Here is a 26,269-nt window from a genome sequence, read left to right as displayed (position 1 = left end):
CGGCCCGTACGAGGAGAACCCATGGCCGACCGGCGCAGCAGCGCACCCTCCGACCCTCCCGTCCTGCCCACGCTCGGCGGGAAGAGGAGCAGCTACCGCGAGCGCGTCGCCGACGCGCTGCGGGCCGCGCTGATCGCCGGTGAACTGCGCGCGGGAGAGGTCTACTCGGCGCCCACGCTGGCCGCCCGCTTCGGGGTCTCGGCGACGCCGGTGCGGGAGGCGATGCTCGATCTCGCCAAGGAGGGCCTGGTCGACCCGGTGCCCAACAAGGGGTTCCGGGTCACCGCCGTCTCCGAGCGGCAGCTCGACGAGTACACCCACATCCGCTCGCTCGTCGAGATCCCCACCACGGTGGGGCTGGCCGCCACCGCCGACCCGGTGTCCCTGGACGCCCTGCGCCCGGCCGCCCGGGAGATCGTGACCGCGGCGGCGGCCGGCGACCTCATCGCCTACGTGGAGGCGGACACCCGCTTCCATCTGGGCCTGCTGGCCCTCGCCGGCAATGCCCACCTGGTCGAGGTCGTCGGCGACCTGCGTAAACGCTCCCGGCTCTACGGCCTGAACGCCCTGGTCGAGAGCGGCCGTCTGGAGGCGTCCGCGGAGGAGCATCTGGAGCTCCTCGACGCGCTGCTCGCCCGTGACGAGGCCGCCGTGCGCGAGGTGATGACACGTCACCTCGGGCACGTCCGCGGGCTGTGGGCGGCTCACTGAGCAGATCGCCCGCCCCCGCGGGTGACCCCGGGGCCGAGGCGGCCCGGGGCGACCGGCACCCGCCCCCTTTACGCAAGCCGCTTGCATTTCTTGCGCTATTCTTGCGCGCATGACGCGACGACTTGCTCAGGTGGCGAAGAAGGTCGGGGTCAGTGAGGCCACGGTCAGCCGGGTCCTCAATGGCAAACCCGGGGTGTCCGAGGTCACCCGGCAGGCGGTGCTGTCCGCGCTGGACGTCCTCGGCTACGAGCGGCCCACCCAACTGCGCGGCGAGCGCGCCCGGCTCGTCGGCCTCGTCCTGCCCGAGCTCCAGAACCCGATCTTCCCGGCGTTCGCCGAGGTGATCGGCGGGGCACTCGCACAGCTGGGCCTCACCCCGGTGCTGTGCACGCAGACCAAGGGCGGGGTCTCCGAGGCGGACTACGTGGAACTGCTGCTCCAGCAGCAGGTCTCCGGCGTGGTGTTCGCCGGCGGCCTGTACGCGCAGGCCGACGCCCCGCACGACCACTACCGGCAGCTCGCGGACCGCAACATCCCGGTGGTGCTGGTCAACGCCGCCATCGAGCACCTCGGCTTCCCCGGCGTGTCCTGCGACGACGCCGTGGCGGTCGAACAGGCCTGGCGGCACCTCGTCTCGCTCGGACACGAGCGGATCGGCCTCGTGCTCGGACCCGCCGACCACATCCCCTCGGGCCGCAAGCTGGCGGCGGCGCGGGCACTGGCCCCCGATCTGCCCGACGAGCACATCGCCCGCGCCATGTTCTCGATCGAGGGCGGGCACGCGGCGGCCTCCCGGCTCATCGACCGCGGGATCACCGGTTTCATCTGCGCCAGCGACCCGCTCGCGCTCGGTGTCGTCAGGGCCGCCCGGCGCAAGGGGCTCGACGTGCCGGCGCAGGTGTCCGTCGTCGGCTACGACGACTCCGCGCTCATGAACTGCACCGAGCCGCCGCTGACCACCGTCCGCCAGCCCATCGAGGCGATGGGCAGAGCGGCCGTGGAACTGCTGAACGCGCAGATCGGCGGGACCAGCGTCACTCCCGAAGAGCTGCTGTTCGAGCCGGAGTTGGTGGTCCGAGGTTCCACCGCGCAAGTGCCCCGCCACTGAGAGCACGTGGCTGTCGAATAATTACAGATTATGCGCGAGATCTTGCGCCGTAATGTCGGTGGTGCTTGAGTGTGCGGCGCCAGACACGGACGCCGCACCCCCTCGGGTGCGGCGCCGTGGGCCTTCCCTGCGCCTGCCCAAGAGGGGTCCACCGATGAGAAGTCCCGGGTTCCGCCGCACCAGCACCACGCTCATGGCCTCCGCCCTCGCCCTGACCGCGATCACGGCCTGCGGCTCAAGCGACGACGACGGATCCGCGGGTGGCAAGACGCGCATCACGGTCAACTGCATGCCGCCCAAGAGCGCCAAGGTCGACCGTTCGTTCTTCGAGGCCGACGTCAAGGCGTTCGAGAAGGCCAACCCGGACATCGACGTCGTCACGCACGACGCGTTCCCGTGCCAGGACCCCAAGACCTTCGACGCCAAGCTCGCGGGCGGTCAGATGGAGGACGTGTTCTACACGTACTTCACCGACGCCAAGCACGTGGTCGACGTCAACCAGGCGGCCGACATCACCACTTACGTCAAGGAGCTCAAGAGCTACAGCACCATCCAGCAGCAGCTGCGCGACATCTACACCGTCGACGGCAAGATCTACGGCGTTCCCCGCACCGGCTACTCGATGGGCCTCATCTACAACAAGAAGCTCTTCGCGCAGGCGGGCCTCGACCCCGATAAGCCCCCGGCGACCTGGGAGGAGCTGCGCGCCGACGCCAAGAAGATAGCCGCGCTCGGCAAGGGCACCGTCGGCTACGCCGACTACAGCGCGCAGAACCAGGGAGGCTGGCACTTCACCGCCGAGCTCTACTCGCAGGGCGGTGACGTGGTGAGCGCCGACGGCAAGAAGGCGAACATCGACACTCCCGAGGGCAAGGCCGTCCTGCAGAACCTCAAGGACATGCGCTGGAGCGACAACTCCATGGGCAGCAAGCAGCTGCTCGTCATCAACGACGTGCAGCAGATGATGGGCTCCGGAAAGCTCGGCATGTACCTCTCCGCCCCGGACAACATCCCGATCCTGGTGAAGGAGAAGGGCGGCAACTACAAGGACCTGGCGCTCGCCCCGATGCCGGGCGGCAAGGGCACGCTCATCGGCGGCGACGGCTACATGTTCAACAAGAAGGACACCCCGGCGCAGATCAGGGCCGGCCTGAAGTGGCTCGACCGCATGTTCCTGACCCCCGGCAAGGGCTTCCTCGGCGACTACGCCCGCGCCAAGCAGAACGACGCGCCGGTGGGCCTGCCCGAGCCGCGCCTGTTCACCGGCGCCGCCGACGCGAAGGACCAGGAGGTCAAGAAGGCCAACGCCAACGTCCCCGTCGAGAACTACCAGGCCTTCCTCGACGGCAACCAGAGCCTCCAGATGAAGATCGAGCCGCCGCAGGCCCAGCAGATCTACTCCGTCCTCGACGGCGCCGTATCCGCGGTCCTCACCAAGAAGGACGCCGACGTCGACCAGCTGCTGAAGGACGCCTCCGGCAAGATCGACTCCATCCTGGCCCGGGGCTGACCGCTTCCATGAAGACCGCATCGAAGCCCGCGGCACCCCCTTTGACCGTACTCGGCGTGCCGCAGGGGGAGCCGCGCCGGACCGGGGGACCGTGGCGCCGGCGCCTGGCCGAACAGTCGCGGGCCTACGCCTTCCTGATCGGCGGACTGCTCTGCTTCGCCCTGTTCTCCTGGTATCCGGCGATCCGTGCCGTGGTGATCGCCTTCCAGAAGTACACGCCCGGTTCCGGCGGCGAATGGGTCGGAACCGCCAACTTCACCCGGGTCTTCCACGACCCCGAGTTCAGCGCGGCCTGGCGCAACACCCTGACCTTCACGCTGCTCGCTCTGCTCATCGGCTTCGCCGTCCCCTTCCTGACGGCGCTCGTGCTCAACGAACTGCGGCACGCGAAGGCCTTCTTCAGAGTCGTCGTCTATCTGCCGGTGATGATCCCGCCGGTCGTCAGCGCACTGCTGTGGAAGTGGTTCTACGATCCCGGGGCCGGCCTCGCCAACGAGGCGCTGCGGTTCGCGCACCTGCCCACGTCGAACTGGTCCAACGGCGCCGACACCGCCCTCGTCTCGCTGGTGATCGTCGCCACCTGGGCCAACCTCGGCGGCACCGTCCTCATCTATCTCGCCGCGCTCCAGAGCATCCCCGGCGAGCTGTACGAGGCGGCGGAGCTGGACGGCGCGAACATCTGGCAGCGAGTGCGCCATGTGACGATCCCGCAGACCCGGTTCGTCATCCTGATGCTGATGCTCCTCCAGATCATCGCGACCATGCAGGTCTTCACCGAGCCGTTCGTGATCACCGGCGGCGGCCCGGAGAACGCGACCGTCACGGTGCTCTACCTGATCTACAAATACGCCTTCCTCTACAACGACTTCGGAGGGGCGTGCGCCCTGAGCGTCATGCTGCTCGTGCTGCTCAGCGTCTTCTCCGCGGTGTATCTGCGGCTGACGCGCTCCACCGGGGAGGACACATGAGCGTACGTACGCTGGTCTCGCCGCTCACCCTGGCCCGTCCGCGCGGCCGGGCCGTCTACTGGACCGTCTTCACTGGCGTCGTGCTGCTGTTCGCGCTCGCCTTCCTCTTCCCCGTGTACTGGATGGTGACCGGCGCCGTGAAGTCGCCGGACGAGGTGGTGCGCACCCCGCCGACCCTCGTACCGCACGCGTGGCACCTGAGCGGCTACACCGACGCCTGGGAGCTGATGGACCTGCCCACCCACCTGTGGAACACGGTGGTGCAGGCCACGGGGGCCTGGCTGCTGCAGCTCGTGTTCTGCACCGCGGCGGCGTACGCCCTGTCCAAACTGCGGCCCGCCTTCGGCAGGGTGATCCTCGGCGGCATCCTCGCCACCCTGATGGTCCCCGCGCAGGCGTTCGTGGTCCCGAAGTACCTGACCGTCGCGGACCTGCCGCTGATCCACACCAGCCTGCTCAACGACCCGCTCGGCATCTGGCTGCCCGCCGTGGCCAACGCCTTCAACCTCTACCTGCTCAAGCGCTTCTTCGACCAGATTCCGCGAGACGTCCTGGAGGCCGCCGAGATCGACGGCGCCGGACGTCTGCGCACGCTGTGGTCGATCGTGCTGCCGATGTCCCGTCCCGTCCTGGGAGTCGTGTCGATCTTCGCCCTGGTCGCCGTCTGGCAGGACTTCCTGTGGCCGCTGATGGTCTTCTCCGACACCGGCAAACAGCCCATCAGCGTGGCACTCGTCCAGCTGTCCCAGAACATCCCGCTGACCGTCCTCATCGCCGCGATGGTGATCGCGAGCATCCCCATGGTCGCGATGTTCCTGGTGTTCCAGCGGCACATCATCGCCGGGATCAGCGCGGGCAGCACGAAGGGCTGACGACACCCCTCCAGAAAGGCATTCACCGTGGGACAGCCTTCCCCTGCCCGCACGCGCAGCGACTGGTGGCGCTCCGCCGTCATCTACCAGGTGTACGTCCGCAGCTTCGCGGACGGCGACGGCGACGGCACCGGAGACCTCGCGGGCGTGCGCGCCAGACTGCCGTACCTCGCCGAACTCGGCGTGGACGCCCTGTGGTTCAACCCCTGGTACCTCTCACCGATGGCCGACGGCGGCTACGACGTCGCCGACTACCGTGCCATCGACCCGGCCTTCGGGACGCTCGCCGAGGCGGAGAAGCTCATCGCCGAGGCGCGGGAACTCGGCATCCGCACCCTCGTCGACATCGTGCCCAACCACGTCTCCGACCAGCACCCCTGGTTCCGGGCCGCCCGGGCCGCCCCCGTCAAAAGCCCCGAACGCGAGCTGTTCCACTTCCGTCCCGGACGCGGCGAACACGGCGACATCCCGCCCAACGACTGGCCGTCCCAGTTCGCCGGCTCCGCCGAACCCGTCTGGACCCGGCTCCCCGACGGCGACTGGTACCTCCACCTGTTCACCCCCGAGCAGCCCGACCTCAACTGGGCGCACCCCGCCGTCCGTCAGGAGCACGAGGAGATCCTGCGCTTCTGGTTCGAGCGGGGCGTCGCGGGCGTGCGCATCGACTCGGCCGCGCTGCTCGCCAAGGACCCGGAGCTGCCCGACTTCGTCGAGGGCCGCGATCCGAACCCGTTCGTCGACCGCGACGAACTCCACGACATCTACCGCTCCTGGCGCGCGGTCGCCGACGCCTACGACGGCATCTTCGTCGGCGAGGTCTGGCTGCCCGACACCGAGCGCTTCGCCCGCTACCTGCGCCCCGACGAACTGCACACCGCCTTCAACTTCTCCTTCCTGTCCTGCCCCTGGGACGCGGCACGGCTGCGCACCTCCATCGACGAGACCCTCGCCGAGCACGCCCCGGTCGGCGCGCCGGCCACCTGGGTGCTGTGCAACCACGACGTGACCCGCACCGTCACCCGCTACGGCCGCACCGACACCGCCTTCGCCTTCGCCACCAAGGCCTTCGGCACCCCGACCGACCTGGCCCTCGGCACCCGGCGGGCGCGGGCCGCGGCCCTGCTCTCGCTCGCCCTGCCCGGCTCCGTCTACCTCTATCAAGGCGAGGAACTCGGCCTGCCCGAGGTGGAACTGCCGACGGCCAGCATCCAGGACCCGATGCACTTCCGCTCGGGGGGCACCGACCCGGGCCGGGACGGCTGCCGGGTGCCGCTGCCCTGGACCGCCGGGGCACCGCACGCGGGGTTCGGCGGCGAACCGTGGCTGCCGCAGCCCGCCGACTGGCCCGCCTACGCGGCCGACCGCCAGGCCGAGGACCCCGGATCGATGCTGAGCCTCTACCGCGCGGCGCTCCGCATCCGCCGCGGCGAACCGGGCTTCGGCGACGGACCGCTCAGCTGGCTGCCCGCACCCGACGGGGTCCTCGCCTTCGCCCGCACCGACGGGCTGCTCTGCGTCGTGAACCTCACCGCCGGACCCGTCGCCCTCCCCCCGCACACCCGCCTGCTGCTGGGCAGCGGCCCGCTCGACGCGGACGGGCTGCTCCCGCAGGACACGGCGGTCTGGCTGCGCGCCTGAGGCCGCCGGACGGCGCACCGCTGCCCCCGCACCCCCACCTCGAAGGGATCTCGCCATCGTGGACCAGGAGTGGGAGGAGGGGCCGCGCTCGGTCGCCGCCCCGGTGCGCGGCCGGGACGGCGGGGTGGCGGCGGCCGTGAGCATCCCCGTGCACGCCGGCCGCAACTCCGTCGAGGCCGTCCGCCGCGACCTGCTGCCGCACCCGCCGGCCACGGCGGCGGCGATCGAGGCCGACCTGCGGATCACAGATCCAGCACGAGCCGCTTCCCGCGGCAGCGCGACACACAGATGAGCATGGTCTCGCCCGCCTCCCGTTCCGCCTCGGTCAGTACCGAGTCCCGATGGTCGGGCACCCCCTCCAGGACGTCGGTCTCGCAGGTGCCGCACGTGCCCTCGGCGCAGGAGTACAGCACCTCGACCCCGGCCGCGCGCACGGTGTCGAGGACGGACACGTCCGGCGCCACGACGAGCGTGCGCCCCGAACGTCCGAGGACCACCTCGAACTCCGTGTTCCCGCCAGGCCCCGCTTCCCTCGGACGGAAGCGCTCGACACGCAGCAGCCGCGGGGGACAGCGTTCCTGTACCGCGTCGAGAAGCGGCTCCGGGCCGCAGCAGTAGACGAGCGTGCCCGCGGGCAGAGCGTCCAGCACCGGCCCGAGGTCCAGCAGTCCGGTCTCCTCCTGGGGCGCGATCCGTACCCGGTCGCCGTACCGGCCGAGCTCCTCGACGAACGCCATCGACGCCCGGGTCCGCCCGCCGTACAGCAGCGTCCACTCCGCGCCGGCCGCCTCCGCCGCGGCGAGCATCGGCAGGATCGGTGTGATGCCGATGCCGCCGGCGACGAACCGGTACCGGGGCGCGGGCTCCAGCGCGAAGTGATTGCGCGGTCCGCGCACCCGGACCCGGTCGCCCGGGGCCAGCCGGCCGTGCACGTACGCCGATCCGCCGCGGCCGTCGGCCTCGCGCAGCACCGCGATCCGCCATGTGCCGCGGTCGGCCGGATCACCGCACAGCGAGTACTGCCGCTCCAGTCCCGGCCCGAGCACGACGTCGACGTGCGCGCCGGGCCGCCAGGCGGGAAGCTCCGCGCCGGACGGGTGGCGCAGGGTGAGCGCGAGCACGCCGTCGGCCACGGACTCCCGCAGCCCGACGACGAGTTCGGCTTCGTACAGGGTCATCGCGCGTTTCCTCGGAGGGTGTGTCCGGCGGGGTGGGCGAACATCCACTCCCACATCTCGACCGGGTCGGGCGCGGTGTGCTCGGCGCCGCAGTGACAGGTGCCGTGCAGCAGGTCCGTGCCCGGCAGCCAGTCGATGCGGTAGATCTGCCCGGTGGGACCGGTCACCGGACCCGCTCCACCGGCTTGTCGCCCTCCTCGACCAGCCGGGCGAGGATGCGGCGGGCCGCGAGTCCGCCGGTGTCGATGTTGATGCTGAGCTCCTGATAACCGGCGCGCTCCGAACCCAGCGTCCTCTGGAGCAGGTTGAGCGCGTCCACGTCCTGCATCACGACCCTGTGGTTGAAGTCGTGCAGGAAGGCGGTGACCTCCTCGTCGTCGGGAGCGAAGTCCCGGGAGACCGCCCAGAAGTCGTACACTCTGCCGTCGCCGGACGGCGTGATCGCGTACGTGATCTCGGTGTGGAAGCCGTTCGGATCGCTGCCGTCCGCCTCCGGCAGCATGCCGACCGGTGCGATCCGGCTGTGCAGCAGATACAGGCACGGGGCGTGGTACTCGATGTCCTGCCAGCGGGTGATGCGCCCCTCGATCCCGGTGGAGCGGGCGTAGAAGGGCGGACACTCGGCGTCGTCCATGTGCCGGCCGACCCGCACGATGCCGGCGCCCTCGTCGACCTCGGTGGTGATCGGGGTCTCGGCCACCTCGGGCGTGCCGATGTAGCCGCCGTGCAGATACGTCTCGTGGGAGAGGTCGAGCAGGTTGTCGACGAGGAGGCCGTAGTCGGCGTCGATGGGCTCCATCCCGCGGACCGTGACCCAGCCCGGGGAGTCGAGGTGCCGCGCGCGCGGGATCGTCCCGGCGTCGGCGAGCGCGGGGTCGCCGATCCAGACCCAGATCAGGGAGTCCTGTTCGACCAGCGGGTACGAGGCGACCCGGGCCGTGCGCGGTATGCGTTTCTGGCCCGGCACGTACACGCAGGCGCCCGTCGTGTCGTATGTGAACCCGTGGTACCCGCACACGATCCGGTCGCCGTCGAGCCGGCTCTCCGAGAGAGGGTAACGGCGGTGCACACAGCGGTCGGACAGGGCGACCGCCGTGCCGTCGTCCTCTGTGCGGTAGAGGACGAGGGGCTCACCGAGGACGGTCCGGCCGAGCAGCTCGCGCCCGACCTCGTGCGAATAGGCGACGACGTACCACTGGTTCCTGGCGAAGGCGGTCATGTGAGGCATGGCGTTCCCGTCCCTGAGAGTGGGGCGCCGTCGCCCCGCGTGCCGTGGTTGGAATCAGGGTCGTGACGCTTGCGGCCACTCGGCAAGGCGGCTTCTGTCAGGCGGAAGGGCTTCCGTAAAATGGCTGTTCAGAGAGTTGGTCTGTCTGTTGGTGGTCGCCGGCGCGGACGTCGGGACTGTCCGGATGGTGCGCAGGTTCACCGCGCGATGTCCCATAGCCGAGGAAGCCGTTCCGTTGTTCCGGTCAGCTCGGTCCCTGGTGGAGCAGGGTGGCCCTTAGGTCGTTCTCGGTGATCTGGTCGGCGGGGCGGTGCAGTGTCCAGCGGTGGGCCTCGCCGTCCATCGGCAGCACGGCGACGACGGTTTCCAGCGGTGGGTAGCCGGGTTCGCTGCAGGTGAGCTGGCGGATAATGACGGCGGTGTCGTTGTCCAGGCCGAGCAGGGCGCGCACGGCATCCCAGCCGCAGCGCCTGCGACATCGGCTTCGCCGCCGTCGAACACACCGTCAACCTAACTGCGCTCTCCGCACCGCCCGCCCGCCTACCCAGAACCAAGGGGTGGTTCAGGTTGCAGGCCGTGTTCGGTGAATCCGAAGACGCCCACGGTGCGTGAGGCGGCGAAGCCGGCGAGGGCGCCGAGCGTGACGCCGGCTGCGGCGGCCCTCAGAAGCAGGGGTGGTGTCCCCATCAGCAGCAGGGCGGCGAGGGCGAAGGAGGCGCCGGCCTGGAGCAGGAACAGGGGACCGATGATGTGGAAGAAGCGGTACTCGTCGACGTAGAGCTGGGCGTGTATGTATCCGCCGGCGGCGAGGGTGGCGGCGCTCGCCGATCGCAGGGTGGGGGCGAGGAGTCTGTGGGTGTTCATGCCAGCCTCTGATCCTTGATGGCCAGTTCGCGGTCGCCTTGGCGGTAGCCGACGGTGCGGATGCCGAGTGCGTCCTTGAGCTGCCGGGCGGGGACGACCTGCGGAGTGGGGGCGGGGGCACGGCCCGGTTTGGGCAGGGGGTAGGCGGTGGTGGTGGCGGAGTGGAAGGTGATGTTGCCGTCTGTCTTGGTGAACAGCTGGTGGACGTGCCCGTTGAGACAGGTGACGGAGGAGAAGCGGCGTAGGAGGGTGATGACCTTGAGGGCGTCATCGGTGCTCCAGCCCCACTGCGGGTACATGGCGAACAGCGGGATGTGGCTGAAGACCACGATGGGGGTGTCCGACGACAGTCCGGCGAGGTCCTTACGGACGAAGTCGATCTGATCGTTGCCGAGATGGCCGAGCTTCTCCAGGCTCAGGGTGTTGACCAGGGCGATGAAGTGCACGCCGTGGGTGTCGAAGCTGTACCAGCCATCGCCGAGCGTGCCCATGCCGAAGGTCTTCCGGTAGGCGCGGCCTGCATCGCCGATGGAGTCGTGCTCGCCCGGTACGGTGAAGACACGGTCTGTCTGCATACCGGTCAGCATCTGCTTGACCTGGTCGAACTGGCCGGCCGTGGACAGGTGGGTCAGGTCGCCGCTGTGCATGACGAAGTCGGGTCTGAATCCGAGCGAGTTGACCTGGTTGATCGCTTCGGTGAATGAGCCGGCCACGTCCGTGTTCGCCGGGCCCTGGAACCCGATATGGCTGTCGGAGACCTGCACGAACCGCAGCGAGCTGTTCGCCGCTTCGGCGGCGCCGGCGGCGGCCATGGAGTTGGTCTCCCGGGAGTCGGCGATGTGGCTGATCACCTCTCCACTGGCCACGGTCAGCACGACGGCGCCGCCGAACCACCCCGCGTGGCGGAGGAGTTGGCGCCGGGACATACCGTGCTCCGTGGTGGGCTGCTCGGCATCGCCGGCCGATGCACTGTCGTAGTAGCCGGTCATCGGGTCACCTCCACGGTGGCGGTCATGAACGGATGGATGGTGCAGAGGTAGGAGTAGGTGCCGGGCTTGGCGAACGTGTAGCTGTAGGTTGCGTGGGCGTTCAGGGCTGCCGAATGCAACGGGCCGCCCGATCCCGCGCTGGTGACGGTGTGGGCGTCGGTGTCCTGATTGGTCCAGGTCACCGTCGTGCCCACTTTGACCTTGAGTGTGGCCGGGGAGAATGCGAAGTTCTTGATCGCCACAGCGTCCCCGGTCATCGGCGCGGCAGCCGCGCCCGTGCTGGGGGGGCTCATGGGCATGCTCATGCTGGGCATCGGCGAGGTGCCGGGAGCGGAGCCCGCCGTGTTCCCCGGTCCGGCGGCACCGGACATCCCGGCCATCTGGTGCTGACCTGGACCGGGAGTGATGGCGCCGGCTCCGGTGGAAGAGGTATGCGACGACTGGCCGCACGCGCTGAGGAGCCCCAACGCGCCGGCGGTGGCGACGGCCAGCCCGGCCGTGCCGCGTGATCGCCGGCCTGGTGTACGAAAGTTCAGGTGCATGGTGTTCGTTCCTCACTGATCAGGCGGAGTTGGGGAATGTGCCGACTGGGCGCACGCAGCCGCAGTGATGTGCGGTGGATGCCGTGGCACGGCCGCGTGCCCCAGACGGAACCTGCGAACGAGCGCTGGTGCTGCCCTTGTGTCGGCCGGTCGCCTCGGCAGGCCCCGCGCTACGCATCCGTCCTCGCGTGCCGCGAAGTCGCAGGTGGCATGCGGCTTCCCTGTCCCGGGCCGCGATTGAGGCTTCGCACGCGTCGAGCACTCCGTAGGACCGTCGTCGTGGTGTGCGCGGGGTGAGTGTGGCCGCTGCCATGAGCGAGTGCGCCGCGTTGGGTATCTCGGTCACCTCTGATCCATCCTTGTCGTGTGGGGAATGGAGGAGGAGTGCCGCGTAAATCGGCTCTTGTCTGGCTCCACGGGCGGCGGGGGCGCCCGGTTCGGAAGATATGCACTTTTTATGACGCTTCTTTGTGATCTTCACAGATCGGCCAGCCACGGGCGCTCCGCTCGCACGGCCTTGCTGGTGTCGTCGGACCCGGCAGCGGGATGCCACCCGCAGCGCTCGCAGAGCGTCATCTGTGCCATGCCGTGCGTTACACGACAAAGCAATACATATGCGCGATGATCGTCTTATGTCCTGGAGTTCCCGAAAACGTGATCAAAGGACCGATCCGGATGACTCCGCGCACCGTGTCTCTGGTAAAGGGACCCTTTCGACCGCAGACGAGGAACTGTTGCGCACTCTGTACGCGGAGCACGCGGGACCCCTCTTCCACTACGTGCTGCGACTGACCTCAGGAGACTGGCAATGGGCGGAGGATGTCGTGCAGGAGACGCTGCTGCGGGCGTGGCAGCATCCCGCCGCGTTCGACCCGGCACGCGGCCCGGCCCGGGCATGGCTGTGTACGGTGGCCCGGCACCTGGTCATCGACGCCCACCGGGCCCGGAAGGCCAGACCGGCCGAGGCCGGCGGCGAGGCGCTGGAGCGAGTCGCCGAGCAGGCTCCGGGCGAGGACGAGATCGAGAAGGCACTGCAAAGCTGGGCGGTGGCCGATGCCATCCGGACGCTGTCCCCGGACCATCGCGCGCTCCTGCTGGAGACCTACTACCGGGGCCGGACCATGGCGGAGGCCGCCCGGGTGCTGGGCGTCCCGCTGGGCACCGTGAAGTCGCGGACGTACTACGCCCTGCACGCCCTGCGGCTGGCGCTGCTGGAACGGGGCATCGAGCCATGACCGTGGCATGCAGGAGGTGGCGACCATGAGCGCGGAGCACGACGCCCTCCGGCTGGCGCTGGGAGGATACGTCCTGGGCACGCTGCCCCCTGCGGAAATGGAACAAGTGCGCGCCCACCTCGCAGGATGCGCCGAGTGCAGGGCGGAACACGCCCAGCTGGCGGGACTGCCCGCGCTGCTGGCGACGGTGACCGAGGCGGAAGCGGCGGGCCAGACGGTGCCGGCGGCCGGCGAGGACCTGGCCGACCGGCTGGTGGCGCGGGCAGCCGAGAGTGCTCAGGGCTCCTCGCCTGCACGGCCCACCGTGCCTGCGGTGCCGCAGGGGCCGCAGGCGGGTGTGCTGGAGAGGCTGCTCCAGCAGGCCGCGGCCCGGCGCCGCAGGACCTGGCGTCTGCAACTGGCCGGTGCCGCCGCCTCCCTGACGTTCATCGCGGCAGCGGTCGGCGGCACATGGCTGGCGGCTGTCGGAACGGTGGGCAGTCAGGCGACGCAGCCTGGGCCGACCGCGCCGACCGCCTGGCGTACCTTCTCCGGAAGCGATCCCGCCACCGGCGTAACCGCCTCGGTGAAGGTCTCGCCCTCTGCCTGGGGCAGTGTCCTGCAGGTCTCCGCCAAGGGGGCGCCCGCCGGAATCACCTGCCGGCTGCAGGCAGTCGGGCCCGGCGGGGCCAGGGCGGACGGCGCGACCTGGCGGGCAGGCGAGTACCCCCCCGGCACCACGATCCCAGGGGCGATTCCCATGTCTCCGGGGGCCATCGAGCACTTCGAGATCGTCGCAGGCGACGGTCAGAAGCTGGTCACGATGCAGGCATGAGGGGCGGGGAGCCCGCCCGACGCGGCGTCGGGCGGGCAAGAGGCGAGCACGCACGGGGCGTCCGGCTGATGGTCATCGAGGAGACCAGTGCTCGTGGCATCGGCCGCAAAGGCGAGCCCGTGGACGCCGTAGTCGACCGACGCCACCACGCCGTAGGGCTCCGGGATCGGCGAGATCGAGACCGTCCGACATGAGCGCCCGGCGGATGCCCGCGGTGGCCCCGGAGGCCGGCATCGAGCCTCTATGGTCAGGGACTGATCGGCACGACGCGCACGGAGGAGGCGGCTCGGTCGCGGGGCTCTGGGCCGCTCCCCGCGCACGGCTGCCCCGGCGGTGACAGAGCGGCGACGCTGCGCCGGGACCCCTCGGCGCGCCCGACGACTCCCGGGAGCCGATCGCCCTCACCGTCGGCTCCCGCGAAACGGGCCGGTCCTCGGCCGAACTTGATGCGTGAGTGCGCCGACAGTGCGTGCACGCCCCCTCCGGGTTGCCGGTGACGGCGCCCTGGGCCTCAGAAGAGCCTGGCCGAGGTGTTCCCCGTCCCCTCGCGCAAGCGGATGTACGGGGTTCACCAGACGGCCCGCGTTCTCGACTCTCCCTCTCTTCCGAAGTCCGTACAGCCCGGAGCGAAGAAGGGGCTCCGCGGGCGCTGAGGCCGTCGCTGCCCCCGGCCGGGCCAAGGCATCTGCACGCCGAGGGCCGAGAAGAAGACCACGGACGTGGGGACTGAGCTGCCAGTGCCCTGCTCGCCGGGTACGGCATCGAGCTCGGACAGAGGCGAGTGAGCTCAGCCCGGCCATCGGCATTGACCTGACCCGCCAGAAGTTGAGCGAAAGGCGCGAAAAACTCGAACCGTTCGGCATGCGCCGCCCGTGGAACTGAATGAGCGCTCCCATGCAGGATCCGGCATACCGACCGCCCCTCGAAGTCGTTGGCGGTCGCCCACTTTCGGGTCTCCGCACATCCACAGAAGAGCCAGATGACCATGTTTGTAACCGATTCCCCCTGCCCGAGCTCGCTGCTCACCCGGCACTGCAGCCAGCAGGCGCTGCTCACCCTGCCCGCGCAGGAGGCGCACGTCTCCGCCGTTCGTCACTTCGCGGCCGATCTGCTGGAGACCTGGAGTGTTCCCGCGAGCGAACGGGACTCCGCCGTTCTCATCGTCGACGAACTCGCTGCCAACGCCGCCCAGTACGGACGCGAGCGCATGACCCTGCTGCTCGTCCTCGACCACGGCACTTTGCACATCGTGGTCAGTGACTCCGGAATGGCCGTGGAGCGCCTTCGCCCCGACATCGCCCCGGACGAACACGGCCGCGGCACCGGCATCGTCCAGTACCTCGCACGGTCGACCGAGGTCCACCAGACGCGCAGCGGACGCGAAGTCCGCGCCTGCCTGAGGTGCTCGGCATGACCGGCCCCGGATCACCCGATGACCCCACCGAGTGGGCCTTCGCGAACCACAAACCGTGCCCCATCGACGGCTGCCTGGGCCCGGCGCAGGTGCTCGTGCCCTCCCCGGCAAACCTGTCGGCCCTCGACCACGGCGACCCCGACCATGACACGGTGCTCTGCAAACGCTGCCTCGGCGTACCGGCGGAGAGCGTGGGGGTCACCCCGAATACCGCCGAGGTCATCGACGCGCCGCCTCCGCACGAGGCGTACGCCAATGCCCCCGACCTGCGCCGCGAGATGCACCAGGTGCTCGCCCTCGGGGCCGAACGCGACGGCCGCCAAGTCCGGACCGTCACCGGCCCGCCGGTCGATGCTACGACCGCCGAACGGGCCTGGCTGCTGCGTAGGGCTGCTCTTATGGACCGGATGGCCCTGGACGGCCCCGGCCCGCTCGGCGCCGCCGCACAAACCGCCGAACAACTCGTGCTGCACGACCGCCGCCATCCCGGCCTGGTGGCCGGCCCGCACCACCCCGACGCGATCACGCTCGACTCCAGCCGCCGCCCCTACGTCCGCCAGGAGTACGCCGCATGGACGGCCGCCGGGCGCCCCGGCACCTGAAGTGACCCCGACCCGAGAGGAACAAGGGCACATGACCCGCGAGGTCATCAAAAGGAACGGTCATGCAGCTGACCGGCGGCGAACTGTGCCCCGCCATACGCCTGATGTCGGTCGAGCTTCCCGTGGGTGTGGTGGCGAAGGGCGACGAATTCCCTTGTGAGGCCGGGCTGCCCGGCCACCTCCTGTGGATTCCCTTCTGCTACGACGAGTGCCGGGCATCCGTAGGTGAAGAGCCCTGCCGGGTCGGGGGGACTGAGTGGTCCGGAAACGAGACAACCGGGCCCGCTAAAACCACGGGTGGTGTCCGGGACCGACCTCCAATCGGTGCCGTCGAATCAGAGTGTTTTCCTCTGACTGCCTCCGCTCGCCTCTGCAACCCGTCCTAGCAGGTCACAGCCTCATCGCCCCCACATGAGCGCAGGTCAGAAAGATGCGCTAGCTGTACCACTGGTTCCTGCCGAAAGCGGTCATGTGAGGCATGGCGTTCCCGTCCCTGAGACGCGGGGCCTCGTCGCCCCGCTGCGCACCGGATTCGTGACGGCCGCCACAGTGCGGCAAGGATTCTTCCGCCAGGCGGAAGGCTTCGTCGCCCGGCTGTCGGCCGGAGCCTTCGGCGGGGTCATGGACCGCTCGGGACGACGGCCTGACGCCCTGTCCGAAACTGTTCGCCTCGCGTACCGCCGACCTTCACATGTGAGCCACGGGGCCCTTCCCTGACGTTTGGTGCTCTTGGAACACTCCAACCGCGCACAATCACTCACTATTCGGCCGACCGGGCCCGTCAGGACAAGAGGTCACCCACTCATGACCCAAGTGAATCGGCGCCGATTCCTTCAACTCGCCGGTGGTACTGCGGCGTTCACCGCGATGTCCGACAGCATCCAGCGTGCTGCGGCGCTGCCCGCCCACCACCGCTCCGGCACGATCGAGGACGTCGAGCACATCGTCGTCCTGATGCAGGAGAACCGCTCCTTCGACCACTACTTCGGCTCGCTGAGAGGCGTCCGCGGCTTCGGCGACCCGCGGCCCGCGACGACGTCGGGCGGCAAGTCCGTCTGGCACCAGTCGGACGGCACCAAGGACGTGCTCCCCTTCCGGCCGGATGCCGACGACCTGGGGCTCGCCTTCATCCAGGACCTGCCGCACGGCTGGAGCGACGGACACACCGCCTTCAACAAAGGCAAGTACGACAAGTGGGTGCCTGCCAAGTCGGCGACCACGATGGCCTACCTGACCCGCGAGGACATCCCGTTCCACTACGCGCTCGCCGACTCCTTCACCGTCTGCGACGCGTACCACTGCTCCTTCATAGGCTCCACCGACCCCAACCGCTACTACCTGTGGACGGGATACACCGGCAACGACGGCAAGGGCGGCGGACCCGTCCTCGGCAACGACGAGGCCGGCTACGACTGGACCACCTACCCGGAGCGCCTCGAAGCGGCGGGGGTGTCCTGGAAGATCTACCAGGACGTCGGCGACGGGCTGGACGCGAACGGCTCCTGGGGGTGGATCCCCGACGCGTACCGCGGCAACTACGGCGACAACTCGCTGCTGTACTTCAACCAGTACCGCAACGCCGAGCCTGGTGACCCCCTCTACGACAAGGCCCGCACCGGAACCGACGCCCGCAAGGGCGAGGGTTTCTTCGACCAGTTGAAGGCCGACGTGAAGGGCGGCAAGCTGCCGCAGATCTCCTGGATCGTCGCGCCCGAGGCCTTCACCGAGCACCCGAACTGGCCCGCCAACTACGGCGCCTGGTACATCGCCCAGGTCCTGGACGCGCTCACCTCCGCGCCCGAGGTGTGGGCGAAGACGGCCCTGTTCATCACGTACGACGAGAACGACGGCTTCTTCGACCACCTCGTGCCGCCCTACCCGCCGCAGTCGGCCGCACAGGGCAAGTCGACCGTCGACGTCGGTCCCGACCTCTTCAAGGGTGACGCGGGTCACGCCGCCGGGCCGTACGGTCTCGGCCAGCGGGTGCCCATGATCGTCGTCTCGCCCTGGAGCAAGGGCGGCTACGTCTGCTCCGAGACGCTCGACCACACCTCGGTCATCCGCTTCATGGAGCGCCGCTTCGGGGTGCACGAGCCGAACATCTCGCCGTGGCGGCGCGCGATCAGCGGTGACCTCACCTCGGCCTTCGACTTCTCCCGCAGGGACACCAAGCCGGTGGCCCTGCCGGACACCGAGGGCTACCGCCCGCCGGACCGCGACCGTCACCCCGACTACGTGCCCACGCCGCCCGCGAACCCGGCGCTGCCGAAGCAGGAGCGCGGCTCGCGCCCGGCCCGCCCGCTCAAGTACGCGCCCCTGGTGGACGGCGCGGCGGACGCGGCGGCCGGCACCCTCACGCTCACCTTCGGCTCGGGCGCCAAGGCCGGTGCCGCCTTCCTCGTGACCTCGGGGAACCGCACCGACGGCCCCTGGACGTACACCACCGAGGCGGGCCGTACGGTCGCGGACACCTGGAACTCGGCCTACTCGAACGGTTCGTACGACCTCACGGTGCACGGCCCCAACGGCTTCCTGCGCACCTTCAGGGGTCCCGGCCGGACGGCGGGCCCCGAGGTCACCGCCCGCCACGTGGGCGACAACCTGGAGCTGACATTCAGCAACAAGGGCTCCGGCACGGTGCGTCTGAAGCTCACCGACGGCTACGGCGCAGGTCCGCGGTCGTTCAAGGTGCGGCCCGGCGCGACCGTGAAGCACACGGTGGACCTGCGGTCGAGCAAGCGCTGGTACGACCTGACGGTGGTGTCGGACGCGGACGCGGGATTCCTGCGGCGATTCGCCGGACATGTCGAGAATGGCCGACCCGGTGTCAGTGACCCGGCGATCGTGACCGTCTGATGGTTGCCCGGGCGCCGGTTGAATTCCGGCCATCTCAGGGTAGTGTGCCCCGGTGACCACGCATTCGAACACTCCTGCAGGTTGGTACCCGGATCCGCACGGGGCGCCCCAGACATTGCGTTACTGGGACGGCTCGCAGTGGACGGACCACACGAATGCGGACCAGCAGGCCCCGGCCGCGCCGCAGGTGCCGCACCAGGCCCAGCCGCAGCAGGGTTACGGCCGGCAGCCCGCGGCCGCACCCGACCCGCGTGTGCAGCGTCAGGTGCAGCAGCAGGCCGGTGTCGCGCCCAACGCCGCCGGTGGCGGCAGCCTGTTCACCGAGCCCGTCCTGGTGGTGAACCAGAAGGCCAAGCTGATCGAGCTGACCAACGAGTACAAGGTCATGGATCAGAACGGCAACCAGCTCGGCGCGGTCACCGAGGTCGGGCAGAGCGCGCTGAAGAAGATCCTGCGCTTCGTCTCCAGTCTCGACCAGTTCATGACGCACAGGCTGGAGATCCGCGACGCCCACGGTCAGCCGCAGCTGCTGCTGACCCGTCCCGCGAAGTTCCTCAAGTCGCGGGTGATCGTGTCCCGTCCGGACGGCTCGCCCGTCGGCGAGATCGTGCAGCAGAACATGTTCGGGAAGATCAACTTCGCGATGAACGTCAACGGCCAGCAGGTCGGCGCGATCAAGGCGGAGAACTGGCGTGCCTGGAACTTCGCGATCGTCGACCACGCGGACAACGAGGTGGCCCGGATCACCAAGACCTGGGAAGGCCTCGCCAAGACGATGTTCACCACTGCGGACAACTACGTCCTGCAGATCCACTTCCAGCTCCCGGAGCCGCTGCTGAGCCTCGTCGTGGCGACGGCGCTGACCGTGGACACGGCGCTCAAGCAGGACTCCCGCGGTCTGGGCTGAGTCCCCTATGCGGAAGGGCGGTCGCGGGAACCCGCGACCGCCCTTCCGTCGTTCCCGGCGCCGGAGGGCGTCCGCCCCCCCCTGAGCCGGAGAGTGTCCGCGCCCCCGGAAGCAGGAACATGTCCTCGTCCGCAAGCGGGAACGTGTCCGCGCCCCCGGAGCTAGAGCGTCGTCAGATGTCCGGAGTTGGGCTGCTTCGGGACCAACGAGGGCTCGTACGCCGCCGGTCCGGACTCCAGCGCCAGCACCGCGGCGACCGGGTGGTCGTCGTCCACCGCGTCGTGGGCCGGAGCCACGGGCTCGGGCGCCGAGCGCGACAGCGTCACGACGCCCCACGCCGCGATCCCCGCTCCGGCGAGCGCCAGCAGCATCCCGCCGGCGCCGCCCTCGAGCCGCTCGCCGAGCAGGGACAGGCCGATCACCACCGCGGCCACCGGATTCGCGAGCGTCACCACGGCGAGCGGAGCGCCGAGACCGCCCTGGTACGCGGTCTGCGACAGGAGCAGTCCGCCCGCCGCGAAGGCCGCCACGAGCAACGCCACCACGATCACTTGGGCGCTGAGCAGAGAGTGCGAGCGGTCCGTCGCCGCCACCGTCACCGTCTGGGTGAGTGCCGACGCGACGCCCGAGGCGAATCCGGAGGCGGTGGCGTGCCGCAGGCCCGGCCGGGCGCCGGGACGGGACAGCCCGCCGATCAGCACGGCCGTCGTACCGGCGACGGCCAGCGCCTCGGGCACGCTCAACACGTCGTCGGGCGCGGGTCCTGACGCCGTGACGAGCAGTGCCGCCAGTCCGATCAGGGTCAGCGCCGTGCCCCTCCACTCGACCGCGCTGACCCGCCGCCCCGCCATGCGCGCGCCGAGCGGGACCGCCGCCACGAGCGTGAGCGCGCCGAGCGGCTGCACCAGGGTGAGCGTGCCGTACTTGAGCGCGGCGACGTGCAACAGCGCGGCGGAGGCGTTGAGCGCGACCGACCACCACCAGGCGCCGCCGGCCAGCAGGCGCAGCGTGCCCGATCCGGCGGACCGGGCGGCGAGCCGCTCCTGGGCGACGGCGGCCGCGGCGTAGGCGACGGCCGAGAACAGGGACAGGACGACGGCGGTGACGGTCGCGTTCATCGCCCCGCCCCCACGAGCTCCGGCAGGTCCGCGACCGGTTCACCGGCGCGCTCCTGGGCGCGTCCGGCGGTCGTCGCCGTTCGGTGCGGAAGAGGGATCACCGCGAGGGCGCCGCCGAGCAGCGCGGTCGCGACGATCGAGTCGAGCCAATAGTGGTTCGCCGTGCCGACGATCACCAGCACGGTGAGCAGCGGGTGCAGGAGCCAGAGCGGGCGCCATCGGGAGCGGGTTGTGGCGATCAGCCCGATCGCCACCGTCAGCGCCCAGCCGAAGTGCAGCGACGGCATCGCCGCGAACTGGTTCGCCATCGAGTCGGTCGCCGGGTGCGCCCCGTACACCGTGGGGCCGTACACCTGACCGGTGTCCACGAGGCCCGCCGCGTCGAGCAGGCGCGGCGGGGCGAGCGGGAAGGCGAGGTGTCCCACGAGTGCCGCGGCGGTCACCGCGGCGAGGATCCGTCGGGCCCACACGTAGTGGACGGGGCGCCGCAGGTACAGCCAGATCAGGAAGGCCGCGGTCGCCGGGAAGTGGACGGTCGCGTAGTAGGTGTTCGCGAGGTGCACCAGGGTGTCGCTGTGCAGCAGCGCGCCCTGGACGGCGCCCTCGCCGGGGAGGTGGACGGCCCGCTCCAGGTCCCATACGTGGCCGGCGTTGCGCAACGCCTCGGCGGTGTGGCCGGCGGCGATCTGGCGGCCGACCTTGTAGACGACGAAGAGGCCCACGACGAGCAGCAGCTCACGCAGCAGCGGCGGCCGGGCCGAGGGTTCGTCGGGCTCCGAGGGGCGGCGCGCCCCGGTCCGCGTGGTGCCCGCGTGCACACGCGGGCCGCCCTTGCGCGGGCGCGGCAGCGCGGCCATGGCGCGCGCGTATGCCCTGGTGGCGGTGCCCCTGGGCACCGCCCGGCGTATGGCCGCGTCGGGCGGCTCCGGTTCCGCGGCGGACTCTGCAGGCTCGGTTCGGGAATTCATCCCCCGGCCCCCTTGCTGACGGTCTTACTGGGTGGTGCGTGGTGAGCCCAGGACAGGATCCACTCGACAGAGAAGTGGGTCCTGTCCAAGGCTCATCGATACGTGAGTGTACCGATACGTTGGTGTACCGATACGGGGGTGTACCGATACGTAACTGTACCGATACGAGGTCGTACCGGTACAGTGGCGTATCGATTAGACTGTGTGAAGCCGACCACCGAGACGAGCCGGATTCCGTCCGGACTCGTCTTGGACCACTCCGGATCCAACGAGGAGAAGAGCCATGACGTCGCAGGCCGCGGACGGACCGGACTCGGTCGTCGCCTCGCGCCGCTCCAAGATCACGCCCGAGCGTGAGCGGGAGTTCTACGACGCCGTGCTCGACCACATCCGGGCCTGCGGGTACGAATCGCTCACGATGGAGGGCGTGGCCTCGAGCACCCGGTGCAGCAAGTCCACGCTCTACCGGCAGTGGCGGACCAAGCCCCAGCTCGTGGCGGCGGCGCTGCGCGCCAACCGCTGTCCGCGCTTCTCCGGCATCGACACCGGATCGCTCGCCGGGGACCTGCGCGCGGCGGCGCGGGCCGCGGGCGAGTGGTCGGGGCGTGACAGCACCCAGCTCCTCCAGGGCCTCGGCCACGCCGTGACACAGGACAGGGAGCTCCAGCAGGCGCTGCGCGACGCGCTCGTCGAACCCGAGGTCGCCGAGCTGAGGGAGATGATCCAGCGTGGCGTCGACCGCGGCGAGATCGCGGCCGACCATCCGGCGCTGGAGTTCATCCCCGCGCAACTGCTCGGCGTGCTGCGGGTGCGCCCCCTCCTGGAGGGCCGGTACGCCGACGAGGCGTATCTCACAGAATTCGTCGAGGCCGTCGTGCTGCCCACACTCGGCCTGACCTGAGACTCAGGTCGCCGTCCGCGGGATGACCGGACGTCGGCCTGTACCGCGCCGCACCGTGGGGACGGGGGCGGCGCGCACCCCCCGGCCGGGTGGGGTTCCCCTTGAGCGGAGGGGCGCTCCACCCGGCCGATCCAAGCCCGCACCGCTCCCGGGACCCGGCGGGGTCCCTGGAGCGGTGGGGGTCACACGGTCCGGCCGTTGCCGCCGGCTCCCGGCGCGGCCTTGATGCCCTCGGTGATCGTGTCGATCACCGACAGCTCGGGCGCCCTGGAGCTGACGTCGATGCCGAAGCGCACCACGACGAGGCTCTTGGGCACCACCGGGGACGGGAAGACGAGCGACTCGACATAGCCGTCGTCGCCCTTGCTCGTCACGACCTTCCAGCGGACCAGGTAGCCCTTCTCGCCCGCCACCGTCACCGCCTTCGAGGCGAGTTCGGTGTGCGAGGTGATCGTGCCGTATCCCTCGCCGTACGACTCCTTGGCGTTCTTGGAGATGTCCTCCTTGGCCGCCGCCTCCGCCGTGGTCGCCTTCAGGCCCTGCACCAGGGCGGGAGCCGAGTAGGCGCCGCCGCGCTGGCAGTTCTGCGAGGTGTCGCCGGGGCACTTGTAGGTGTCCTTCGTGGAGACCGAGGCCCCGGCCTGCATGCTCCGGCCCGTCCAGCCGTCCGGCACCGGGAGACTGATGCCGCTGAGCCCGTCGGTCGCGTAGCCGTCCTCGGTCCGCGGCTGTCCGGACCGGTCGGGGGCCGGTGACCGCCCCCCGGGTCCGCCCTGGCCGTCCCCCGGGCCGTTCGGTTTCGTGGGGCCCTGGGAGTTCGCGCTGCCGCCGTCGTCCTTGGTGAGGGCGTACACGCCGCCGCCGATGCCCGCCAGGACCGCGATCGCGGCTGCGACGGCTATGGCCGTGCGCAGCCCGCGCCGCGGCCGGGACTGCGGAGAGGCCGGGTACGGTCCGGCCGCGGGGTAGGCCGGGGGACCCCAGGGGGCGGCCGATCCGACCGGGCGGGTCTGGTCCGTCCATGTCCTACCGTCCCACCAGCGCTCGGTGGCGGGAGCGTCACTTGTCTGCCCCGGGTCGGGATACCAGCCGGGAGGAGTCGCCTGCGTCATGGTGCCCACCGTATGAGCCCCGGGTGAAAGGCGGATGAGAGGGTGCCCCGGGAATCACTTCAGCACGAGCCGGACCGGCGCCCGGTCGGCGGACGGCGGCAGCCGCAGCCCGCCGCGGCCCGGGGTGATCGACCCGAGCACGCTGGGGTGCCGGGCCCCGGTGCTCGCCGGTTCCGTGCCCGCCAGCCCGTGCAGCGTCAGGAAGCCCAGCACGGCGAAGGCGTACGCCTCCTTGGCGTCCGGCGGGAGCCCCAGCTCGTCGGAGGTGCGCAGCGGCACACCCGGCAGTTCCTCGGCCAGCATCGCAATGAGGGTGGGATTGCGGGTTCCGCCGCCCGAGGCGATCACCTCGGTGGCCCCGACCCCGCGCACCGCTTCCGCGACCGTGCGGGCGGTGAGCCGGGTGAGGGTGGCGATGACGTCCTCGGCGGTGAGCGTCCCGAAACCCGCCAGGGCGTCCCGCAGATAGCCGAGGTGGAACAGTTCCTTGCCGGTCGTCTTGGGCGCGGGCAGCGCGTAGTACGGCTCGTCGAGCAGGCGGCGCAGCAGGGGTCCGTGGACGCTGCCGCGGGCGGCCAGCGCGCCGTCCACGTCGTAGGCAAGGCTCCCTCCGCTCAGTCCCTGGGCTGCCGCGTCGACGAGCGCGCACGCCGGGCCCGTGTCGAAGGCGGTGCCGTTCGGCGCGGTGAGGTTGGCGATGCCGCCGAGGTTCAGGGCGACCGGCGTACCCGGCCTGCCGCGCAGCCACAGCAGGTCGATCAGGCTCACCAGCGGCGCGCCCTGGCCGCCCGCGGCGATGTCGCGGGGGCGGAAGTCGGCCACGACGGGCAGCCCGGTCGCCTCGGCGATCCACGCGGGCTGACCGAGCTGGAGGCTGCCGCGGACCTGCCCGTCCTCGGTCCAGTGGTAGACCGTCTGGCCGTGCGAGGCGACCAACTCGGCCGATCCGTCGCACAGTTCACGATCGGCGCGCACGGCCGCCGCCGCGAAGGACCGCCCGATCAGGGTGTCCAGCCGGCACACATCGGCCAGGCTGGTCGCGGCCGGCGGCAGCGCCGCCGCGAGGGCCTCGCGCAGGTCCGCGTCGTACTGTTCGTCGACGAGCCCGAGCGGGCGCAGGACGAGACTGTCCCCGTCGAGCGTCAGCTCGGCCGCCGCCGCGTCGATCGCGTCGTAGGACGTGCCGGACATCAGGCCGATCACCCGCACCTGATCAACTCCTCTGGATCTCCTGGCCCTTGGCGAGCGTACGCGGACGCCTGCCGAGCGTGGCGAGCGCGAGGACGCTGACGGCGCAGGTCGCCGCCGCGTAGTACCCGGGGATGTCCACGCTCCCCGTCCGTTTGATCGTCTCCGTGATGATGAGCCCCGCACAGCCCGAGAACACCGCATTGGACAAGGCGTAGGCGAGTCCCAGGCCCGTGTAGCGGACGCTCGTCGGGAACATCTCGGAGAGCATCGCGGGCCCCGGCCCCGCCATCAGCCCGACGACGGCACCCGCCACGACTACGGCCGTCCCCTTCACCGCGTCAGACGCTCCCGGGTCCTGAAGGAGGTTGAGCAGCGGGACCGAGAGCACGGTGACCAGGACGGCGCCCGTGAGCATCACCGGGCGGCGCCCCACGCGGTCGCTGAGCAGACCCGCCGGGACGATCGTGGCCGCGAAACCGAGGTTGGCGAGGACCGTGGCGAGCAGCGCCTGCCGGAAACTCGCGTTCAGGCTGCTCTGCAGGTAGGAGGGGAGGACGACGAGGAAGGTGTAACCGGCCGCGGCCCACCCCATGACGCGCGCGGCGCCGAGCGTGATCGCCCGGGCGACCTCGCCGCGCGGCGGCCGCTCCCGCGCTCCCTCGTCCGCCGACTCGCGCCGGAAGGCGGGCGTCTCGTCCAGCCTGAGTCGCAGCCAGAGCGCGCCGAGGCCCAGCGGCAGTGTCAGCAGGAACGGCAGCCGCCAGCCCCACGTCTCCAGCTCCCGCGCGGCCAGGACGGTGGCCAGCAGCGCCGCCACGCCCGCGCCGCCCAGCAGGCCCAGCGCGACCGTGAACGACTGCCACGACCCGTACAGTCCGCGCCTGCCCGGCGGGGCGAACTCCGTCATCACCGAGACCGCGCCGCCGAACTCGCCGCCCGCGGACAGTCCTTGGAGCACCCGCAGGAAGGTGAGCAGCCAGGGGGCGAGGACGCCGACGGTGGCGTACGTGGGGAGCGCGCCGATCAGGGTCGTCGCCGCCGTCATCAGCGTGATCACCAGGATCAGCACGGGCCGCCGCCCGATCCGGTCCCCGAGCCGCCCGAACAGCGCCGCTCCCACAGGACGGAAGAAGAACGCCAGTGCGAACGACGCGTACGTCTTGACGAGGCCCTCGACCTCGCTGCCGCCCTCGGGAGTGAAGAAGCGGGCCGCGATGACCGTCGCGAAGTAGCCGTAGACCCCGAACTCGTACCACTCGATGAAGTTGCCCACGGAGCCCGCGAGCAGCGCTCTGCGGGAGTGCTCGGGCTGCGCGGTGCGCAGGTCCGGGTCGTGCGCGGGGGCGCTCATGCCGGTTCCTCCCGGGGGCGTGCCGGGGCCGGGCGGTCCCGGCCGGAGGCGGAGACTGATGTTGGAAAGTTAGCTTCATTTCCGGGACCGTCGACTGTCAATAACTTTCACACGCGCTGGTGGGCGACCCGTGGCGTCGCCTCCGGAACCCCACCGTCACCCGTCTCGGGAACAGCTCCGCCGAGCCGCCTC

26 protein-coding genes are annotated in these 26,269 nt (G+C 70.6%); 14 read left to right on the top strand and 12 right to left on the bottom strand.

All coding sequences use genetic code 11. From position 1 onward, the window contains the following. The first annotated feature begins 21 nt into the window (after nt 1-21). The 7 genes from H305_RS0102250 (at nt 22) to H305_RS0102220 (ending at nt 7,099) form a co-directional block, all read left to right on the top strand. Nucleotides 22-711 carry a GntR family transcriptional regulator gene (locus tag H305_RS0102250; RefSeq protein ID WP_028798973.1) on the top strand — a complete coding sequence of 230 codons (690 nt, stop codon included), beginning with the start codon at nt 22-24 and terminating at the stop codon, nt 709-711. 109 nt (nt 712-820) lie between these two features. Then, nucleotides 821-1,819: a LacI family DNA-binding transcriptional regulator gene (locus H305_RS0102245; protein WP_199791319.1), complete on the top strand. Its 999-nt coding sequence runs from the start codon at nt 821-823 to the stop codon at nt 1,817-1,819. 154 nt (nt 1,820-1,973) lie between these two features. Continuing rightward, nucleotides 1,974-3,329, top strand: a complete 1,356-nt coding sequence (locus tag H305_RS0102240; protein ID WP_028798971.1) for an ABC transporter substrate-binding protein — start codon at nt 1,974-1,976, stop codon at nt 3,327-3,329. Nucleotides 3,330-3,337: 8 nt separating this feature from the next. Further along, nucleotides 3,338-4,297, top strand: a complete 960-nt coding sequence (locus H305_RS0102235; RefSeq protein ID WP_028798970.1) for a carbohydrate ABC transporter permease — start codon at nt 3,338-3,340, stop codon at nt 4,295-4,297. After that, complete coding sequence (locus H305_RS0102230) at nt 4,294-5,169, top strand: carbohydrate ABC transporter permease (protein WP_028798969.1); 876 nt, start codon at nt 4,294-4,296, stop codon at nt 5,167-5,169. Before H305_RS0102235 ends, H305_RS0102230 begins: the two co-directional genes overlap by 4 nt. 27 nt (nt 5,170-5,196) lie before the next feature. Continuing rightward, nucleotides 5,197-6,807, top strand: a complete 1,611-nt coding sequence (locus H305_RS0102225) for a glycoside hydrolase family 13 protein (protein ID WP_028798968.1) — start codon at nt 5,197-5,199, stop codon at nt 6,805-6,807. Between the two features lie 58 nt (nt 6,808-6,865). After that, complete coding sequence (locus H305_RS0102220) at nt 6,866-7,099, top strand: IclR family transcriptional regulator domain-containing protein (RefSeq protein WP_028798967.1); 234 nt, start codon at nt 6,866-6,868, stop codon at nt 7,097-7,099. On the opposite strand, the gene H305_RS0102215 is transcribed toward H305_RS0102220, so the two are convergent. The 7 genes from H305_RS0102215 to H305_RS0102185 all read right to left on the bottom strand — a co-directional run bounded on the left by H305_RS0102215 (nt 7,050) and on the right by H305_RS0102185 (nt 11,359). Then, nucleotides 7,050-7,985: a PDR/VanB family oxidoreductase gene (locus tag H305_RS0102215; protein WP_028798966.1), complete on the bottom strand. Its 936-nt coding sequence runs from the start codon at nt 7,983-7,985 to the stop codon at nt 7,050-7,052. The genes H305_RS0102220 and H305_RS0102215 overlap by 50 nt on opposite strands. After that, nucleotides 7,982-8,152 carry a hypothetical protein gene (locus H305_RS53880; RefSeq protein ID WP_199791318.1) on the bottom strand — a complete coding sequence of 57 codons (171 nt, stop codon included), beginning with the start codon at nt 8,150-8,152 and terminating at the stop codon, nt 7,982-7,984. Before H305_RS53880 ends, H305_RS0102215 begins: the two co-directional genes overlap by 4 nt. Then, complete coding sequence (locus H305_RS0102205; RefSeq protein ID WP_028798965.1) at nt 8,149-9,213, bottom strand: aromatic ring-hydroxylating dioxygenase subunit alpha; 1,065 nt, start codon at nt 9,211-9,213, stop codon at nt 8,149-8,151. Before H305_RS0102205 ends, H305_RS53880 begins: the two co-directional genes overlap by 4 nt. A 244-nt stretch (nt 9,214-9,457) precedes the next feature. Continuing rightward, nucleotides 9,458-9,664, bottom strand: a complete 207-nt coding sequence (locus H305_RS44230) for a hypothetical protein (RefSeq protein ID WP_037762002.1) — start codon at nt 9,662-9,664, stop codon at nt 9,458-9,460. An 89-nt stretch (nt 9,665-9,753) separates the two neighbouring features. Beyond that, nucleotides 9,754-10,077, bottom strand: a complete 324-nt coding sequence (locus H305_RS44225; protein WP_234020599.1) for a hypothetical protein — start codon at nt 10,075-10,077, stop codon at nt 9,754-9,756. Then, nucleotides 10,074-11,066 (bottom strand): metallophosphoesterase family protein, encoded by a 993-nt coding sequence (locus H305_RS0102190; protein ID WP_037761999.1) that lies wholly within the window; start codon nt 11,064-11,066, stop codon nt 10,074-10,076. The genes H305_RS44225 and H305_RS0102190 overlap by 4 nt, the downstream gene beginning before the upstream one ends. Continuing rightward, on the bottom strand, nt 11,063-11,359 hold the full coding sequence (locus tag H305_RS0102185; RefSeq protein ID WP_028798963.1) for a cupredoxin domain-containing protein: 297 nt from the start codon (nt 11,357-11,359) through the stop codon (nt 11,063-11,065). Before H305_RS0102185 ends, H305_RS0102190 begins: the two co-directional genes overlap by 4 nt. 881 nt (nt 11,360-12,240) lie before the next feature. Between H305_RS0102185 and H305_RS0102175 the strand changes: the two genes are divergently transcribed. The 6 genes from H305_RS0102175 (at nt 12,241) to H305_RS0102150 (ending at nt 19,436) form a co-directional block, all read left to right on the top strand. After that, on the top strand, nt 12,241-12,843 hold the full coding sequence (locus tag H305_RS0102175; protein ID WP_078628830.1) for a sigma-70 family RNA polymerase sigma factor: 603 nt from the start codon (nt 12,241-12,243) through the stop codon (nt 12,841-12,843). 25 nt (nt 12,844-12,868) lie between these two features. After that, complete coding sequence (locus tag H305_RS0102170; RefSeq protein ID WP_028798961.1) at nt 12,869-13,657, top strand: anti-sigma factor family protein; 789 nt, start codon at nt 12,869-12,871, stop codon at nt 13,655-13,657. Between the two features lie 979 nt (nt 13,658-14,636). Further along, nucleotides 14,637-15,071, top strand: coding sequence for an ATP-binding protein (locus tag H305_RS44220; RefSeq protein ID WP_234020598.1), 435 nt, complete (start codon nt 14,637-14,639; stop codon nt 15,069-15,071). Beyond that, entirely contained in the window at nt 15,068-15,673 is a 606-nt protein-coding gene (locus tag H305_RS0102160) for a hypothetical protein (RefSeq protein ID WP_234020597.1), read from the top strand. The genes H305_RS44220 and H305_RS0102160 overlap by 4 nt, the downstream gene beginning before the upstream one ends. Nucleotides 15,674-16,477: 804 nt before the next feature. Then, a complete protein-coding gene (locus H305_RS0102155) occupies nt 16,478-18,529 on the top strand; it encodes a phosphocholine-specific phospholipase C (protein WP_028798959.1) in 2,052 nt (683 codons plus the stop codon). Between the two features lie 52 nt (nt 18,530-18,581). Further along, the gene (locus H305_RS0102150; RefSeq protein ID WP_028798958.1) at nt 18,582-19,436 is read left to right on the top strand and encodes a phospholipid scramblase-related protein; all 855 of its coding nucleotides are present in this window, start codon (nt 18,582-18,584) and stop codon (nt 19,434-19,436) included. 161 nt (nt 19,437-19,597) lie between these two features. Here the strand turns inward: H305_RS0102150 and H305_RS0102145 are convergent, their stop codons facing one another. Both H305_RS0102145 and H305_RS44215 read right to left on the bottom strand, forming a co-directional pair. Further along, nucleotides 19,598-20,554 carry a hypothetical protein gene (locus H305_RS0102145; protein ID WP_028798957.1) on the bottom strand — a complete coding sequence of 319 codons (957 nt, stop codon included), beginning with the start codon at nt 20,552-20,554 and terminating at the stop codon, nt 19,598-19,600. Then, nucleotides 20,551-21,522: a phosphatase PAP2 family protein gene (locus H305_RS44215; protein ID WP_078628829.1), complete on the bottom strand. Its 972-nt coding sequence runs from the start codon at nt 21,520-21,522 to the stop codon at nt 20,551-20,553. The genes H305_RS0102145 and H305_RS44215 overlap by 4 nt, the downstream gene beginning before the upstream one ends. A gap of 283 nt (nt 21,523-21,805) precedes the next feature. Here H305_RS44215 and H305_RS0102135 point away from each other — a divergent pair, with 283 nt between their 5' ends. After that, a complete protein-coding gene (locus H305_RS0102135; RefSeq protein ID WP_028798956.1) occupies nt 21,806-22,423 on the top strand; it encodes a TetR/AcrR family transcriptional regulator in 618 nt (205 codons plus the stop codon). A gap of 182 nt (nt 22,424-22,605) precedes the next feature. Here the strand turns inward: H305_RS0102135 and H305_RS0102130 are convergent, their stop codons facing one another. The 3 genes from H305_RS0102130 to H305_RS44210 are packed head-to-tail and all read right to left on the bottom strand — an operon-like array spanning nt 22,606 to nt 26,077. Next, nucleotides 22,606-23,535 carry a DUF2510 domain-containing protein gene (locus H305_RS0102130; protein ID WP_028798955.1) on the bottom strand — a complete coding sequence of 310 codons (930 nt, stop codon included), beginning with the start codon at nt 23,533-23,535 and terminating at the stop codon, nt 22,606-22,608. A 54-nt stretch (nt 23,536-23,589) separates the two neighbouring features. Next, complete coding sequence (locus H305_RS0102125; protein ID WP_028798954.1) at nt 23,590-24,744, bottom strand: anhydro-N-acetylmuramic acid kinase; 1,155 nt, start codon at nt 24,742-24,744, stop codon at nt 23,590-23,592. 4 nt (nt 24,745-24,748) lie between these two features. Continuing rightward, complete coding sequence (locus H305_RS44210; protein WP_051370322.1) at nt 24,749-26,077, bottom strand: MFS transporter; 1,329 nt, start codon at nt 26,075-26,077, stop codon at nt 24,749-24,751. Nucleotides 26,078-26,269 lie beyond the last annotated feature (192 nt).

Origin of the sequence: Streptomyces sp. 142MFCol3.1, assembly GCF_000424945.1 — a bacterium.
Classification (GTDB): domain Bacteria; phylum Actinomycetota; class Actinomycetes; order Streptomycetales; family Streptomycetaceae; genus Streptomyces; species Streptomyces siamensis.
This window is presented reverse-complemented; position numbering and strand designations above follow the sequence as displayed.

What these genes read in the sequence shown, in the direction of transcription:
- H305_RS0102250 (WP_028798973.1), top strand. Translation starts at nt 22, where the DNA reads ATGGCCGACCGGCGCAGCAGCGCACCCTCCGACCCTCCCGTCCTGCCC.
- H305_RS0102245 (WP_199791319.1), top strand. Translation starts at nt 821, where the DNA reads ATGACGCGACGACTTGCTCAGGTGGCGAAGAAGGTCGGGGTCAGTGAG.
- H305_RS0102240 (WP_028798971.1), top strand. Translation starts at nt 1,974, where the DNA reads ATGAGAAGTCCCGGGTTCCGCCGCACCAGCACCACGCTCATGGCCTCC.
- H305_RS0102235 (WP_028798970.1), top strand. Translation starts at nt 3,338, where the DNA reads ATGAAGACCGCATCGAAGCCCGCGGCACCCCCTTTGACCGTACTCGGC.
- H305_RS0102230 (WP_028798969.1), top strand. Translation starts at nt 4,294, where the DNA reads ATGAGCGTACGTACGCTGGTCTCGCCGCTCACCCTGGCCCGTCCGCGC.
- H305_RS0102215 (WP_028798966.1), bottom strand. Translation starts at nt 7,985, where the DNA reads ATGACCCTGTACGAAGCCGAACTCGTCGTCGGGCTGCGGGAGTCCGTG.
- H305_RS0102205 (WP_028798965.1), bottom strand. Translation starts at nt 9,213, where the DNA reads ATGCCTCACATGACCGCCTTCGCCAGGAACCAGTGGTACGTCGTCGCC.
- H305_RS44225 (WP_234020599.1), bottom strand. Translation starts at nt 10,077, where the DNA reads ATGAACACCCACAGACTCCTCGCCCCCACCCTGCGATCGGCGAGCGCC.
- H305_RS0102190 (WP_037761999.1), bottom strand. Translation starts at nt 11,066, where the DNA reads ATGACCGGCTACTACGACAGTGCATCGGCCGGCGATGCCGAGCAGCCC.
- H305_RS0102185 (WP_028798963.1), bottom strand. Translation starts at nt 11,359, where the DNA reads ATGAGCCCCCCCAGCACGGGCGCGGCTGCCGCGCCGATGACCGGGGAC.
- H305_RS0102175 (WP_078628830.1), top strand. Translation starts at nt 12,241, where the DNA reads ATGTCCTGGAGTTCCCGAAAACGTGATCAAAGGACCGATCCGGATGAC.
- H305_RS0102170 (WP_028798961.1), top strand. Translation starts at nt 12,869, where the DNA reads ATGAGCGCGGAGCACGACGCCCTCCGGCTGGCGCTGGGAGGATACGTC.
- H305_RS44220 (WP_234020598.1), top strand. Translation starts at nt 14,637, where the DNA reads ATGACCATGTTTGTAACCGATTCCCCCTGCCCGAGCTCGCTGCTCACC.
- H305_RS0102160 (WP_234020597.1), top strand. Translation starts at nt 15,068, where the DNA reads ATGACCGGCCCCGGATCACCCGATGACCCCACCGAGTGGGCCTTCGCG.
- H305_RS0102155 (WP_028798959.1), top strand. Translation starts at nt 16,478, where the DNA reads ATGACCCAAGTGAATCGGCGCCGATTCCTTCAACTCGCCGGTGGTACT.
- H305_RS0102145 (WP_028798957.1), bottom strand. Translation starts at nt 20,554, where the DNA reads ATGAACGCGACCGTCACCGCCGTCGTCCTGTCCCTGTTCTCGGCCGTC.
- H305_RS44215 (WP_078628829.1), bottom strand. Translation starts at nt 21,522, where the DNA reads ATGAATTCCCGAACCGAGCCTGCAGAGTCCGCCGCGGAACCGGAGCCG.
- H305_RS0102135 (WP_028798956.1), top strand. Translation starts at nt 21,806, where the DNA reads ATGACGTCGCAGGCCGCGGACGGACCGGACTCGGTCGTCGCCTCGCGC.
- H305_RS0102130 (WP_028798955.1), bottom strand. Translation starts at nt 23,535, where the DNA reads ATGACGCAGGCGACTCCTCCCGGCTGGTATCCCGACCCGGGGCAGACA.
- H305_RS44210 (WP_051370322.1), bottom strand. Translation starts at nt 26,077, where the DNA reads ATGAGCGCCCCCGCGCACGACCCGGACCTGCGCACCGCGCAGCCCGAG.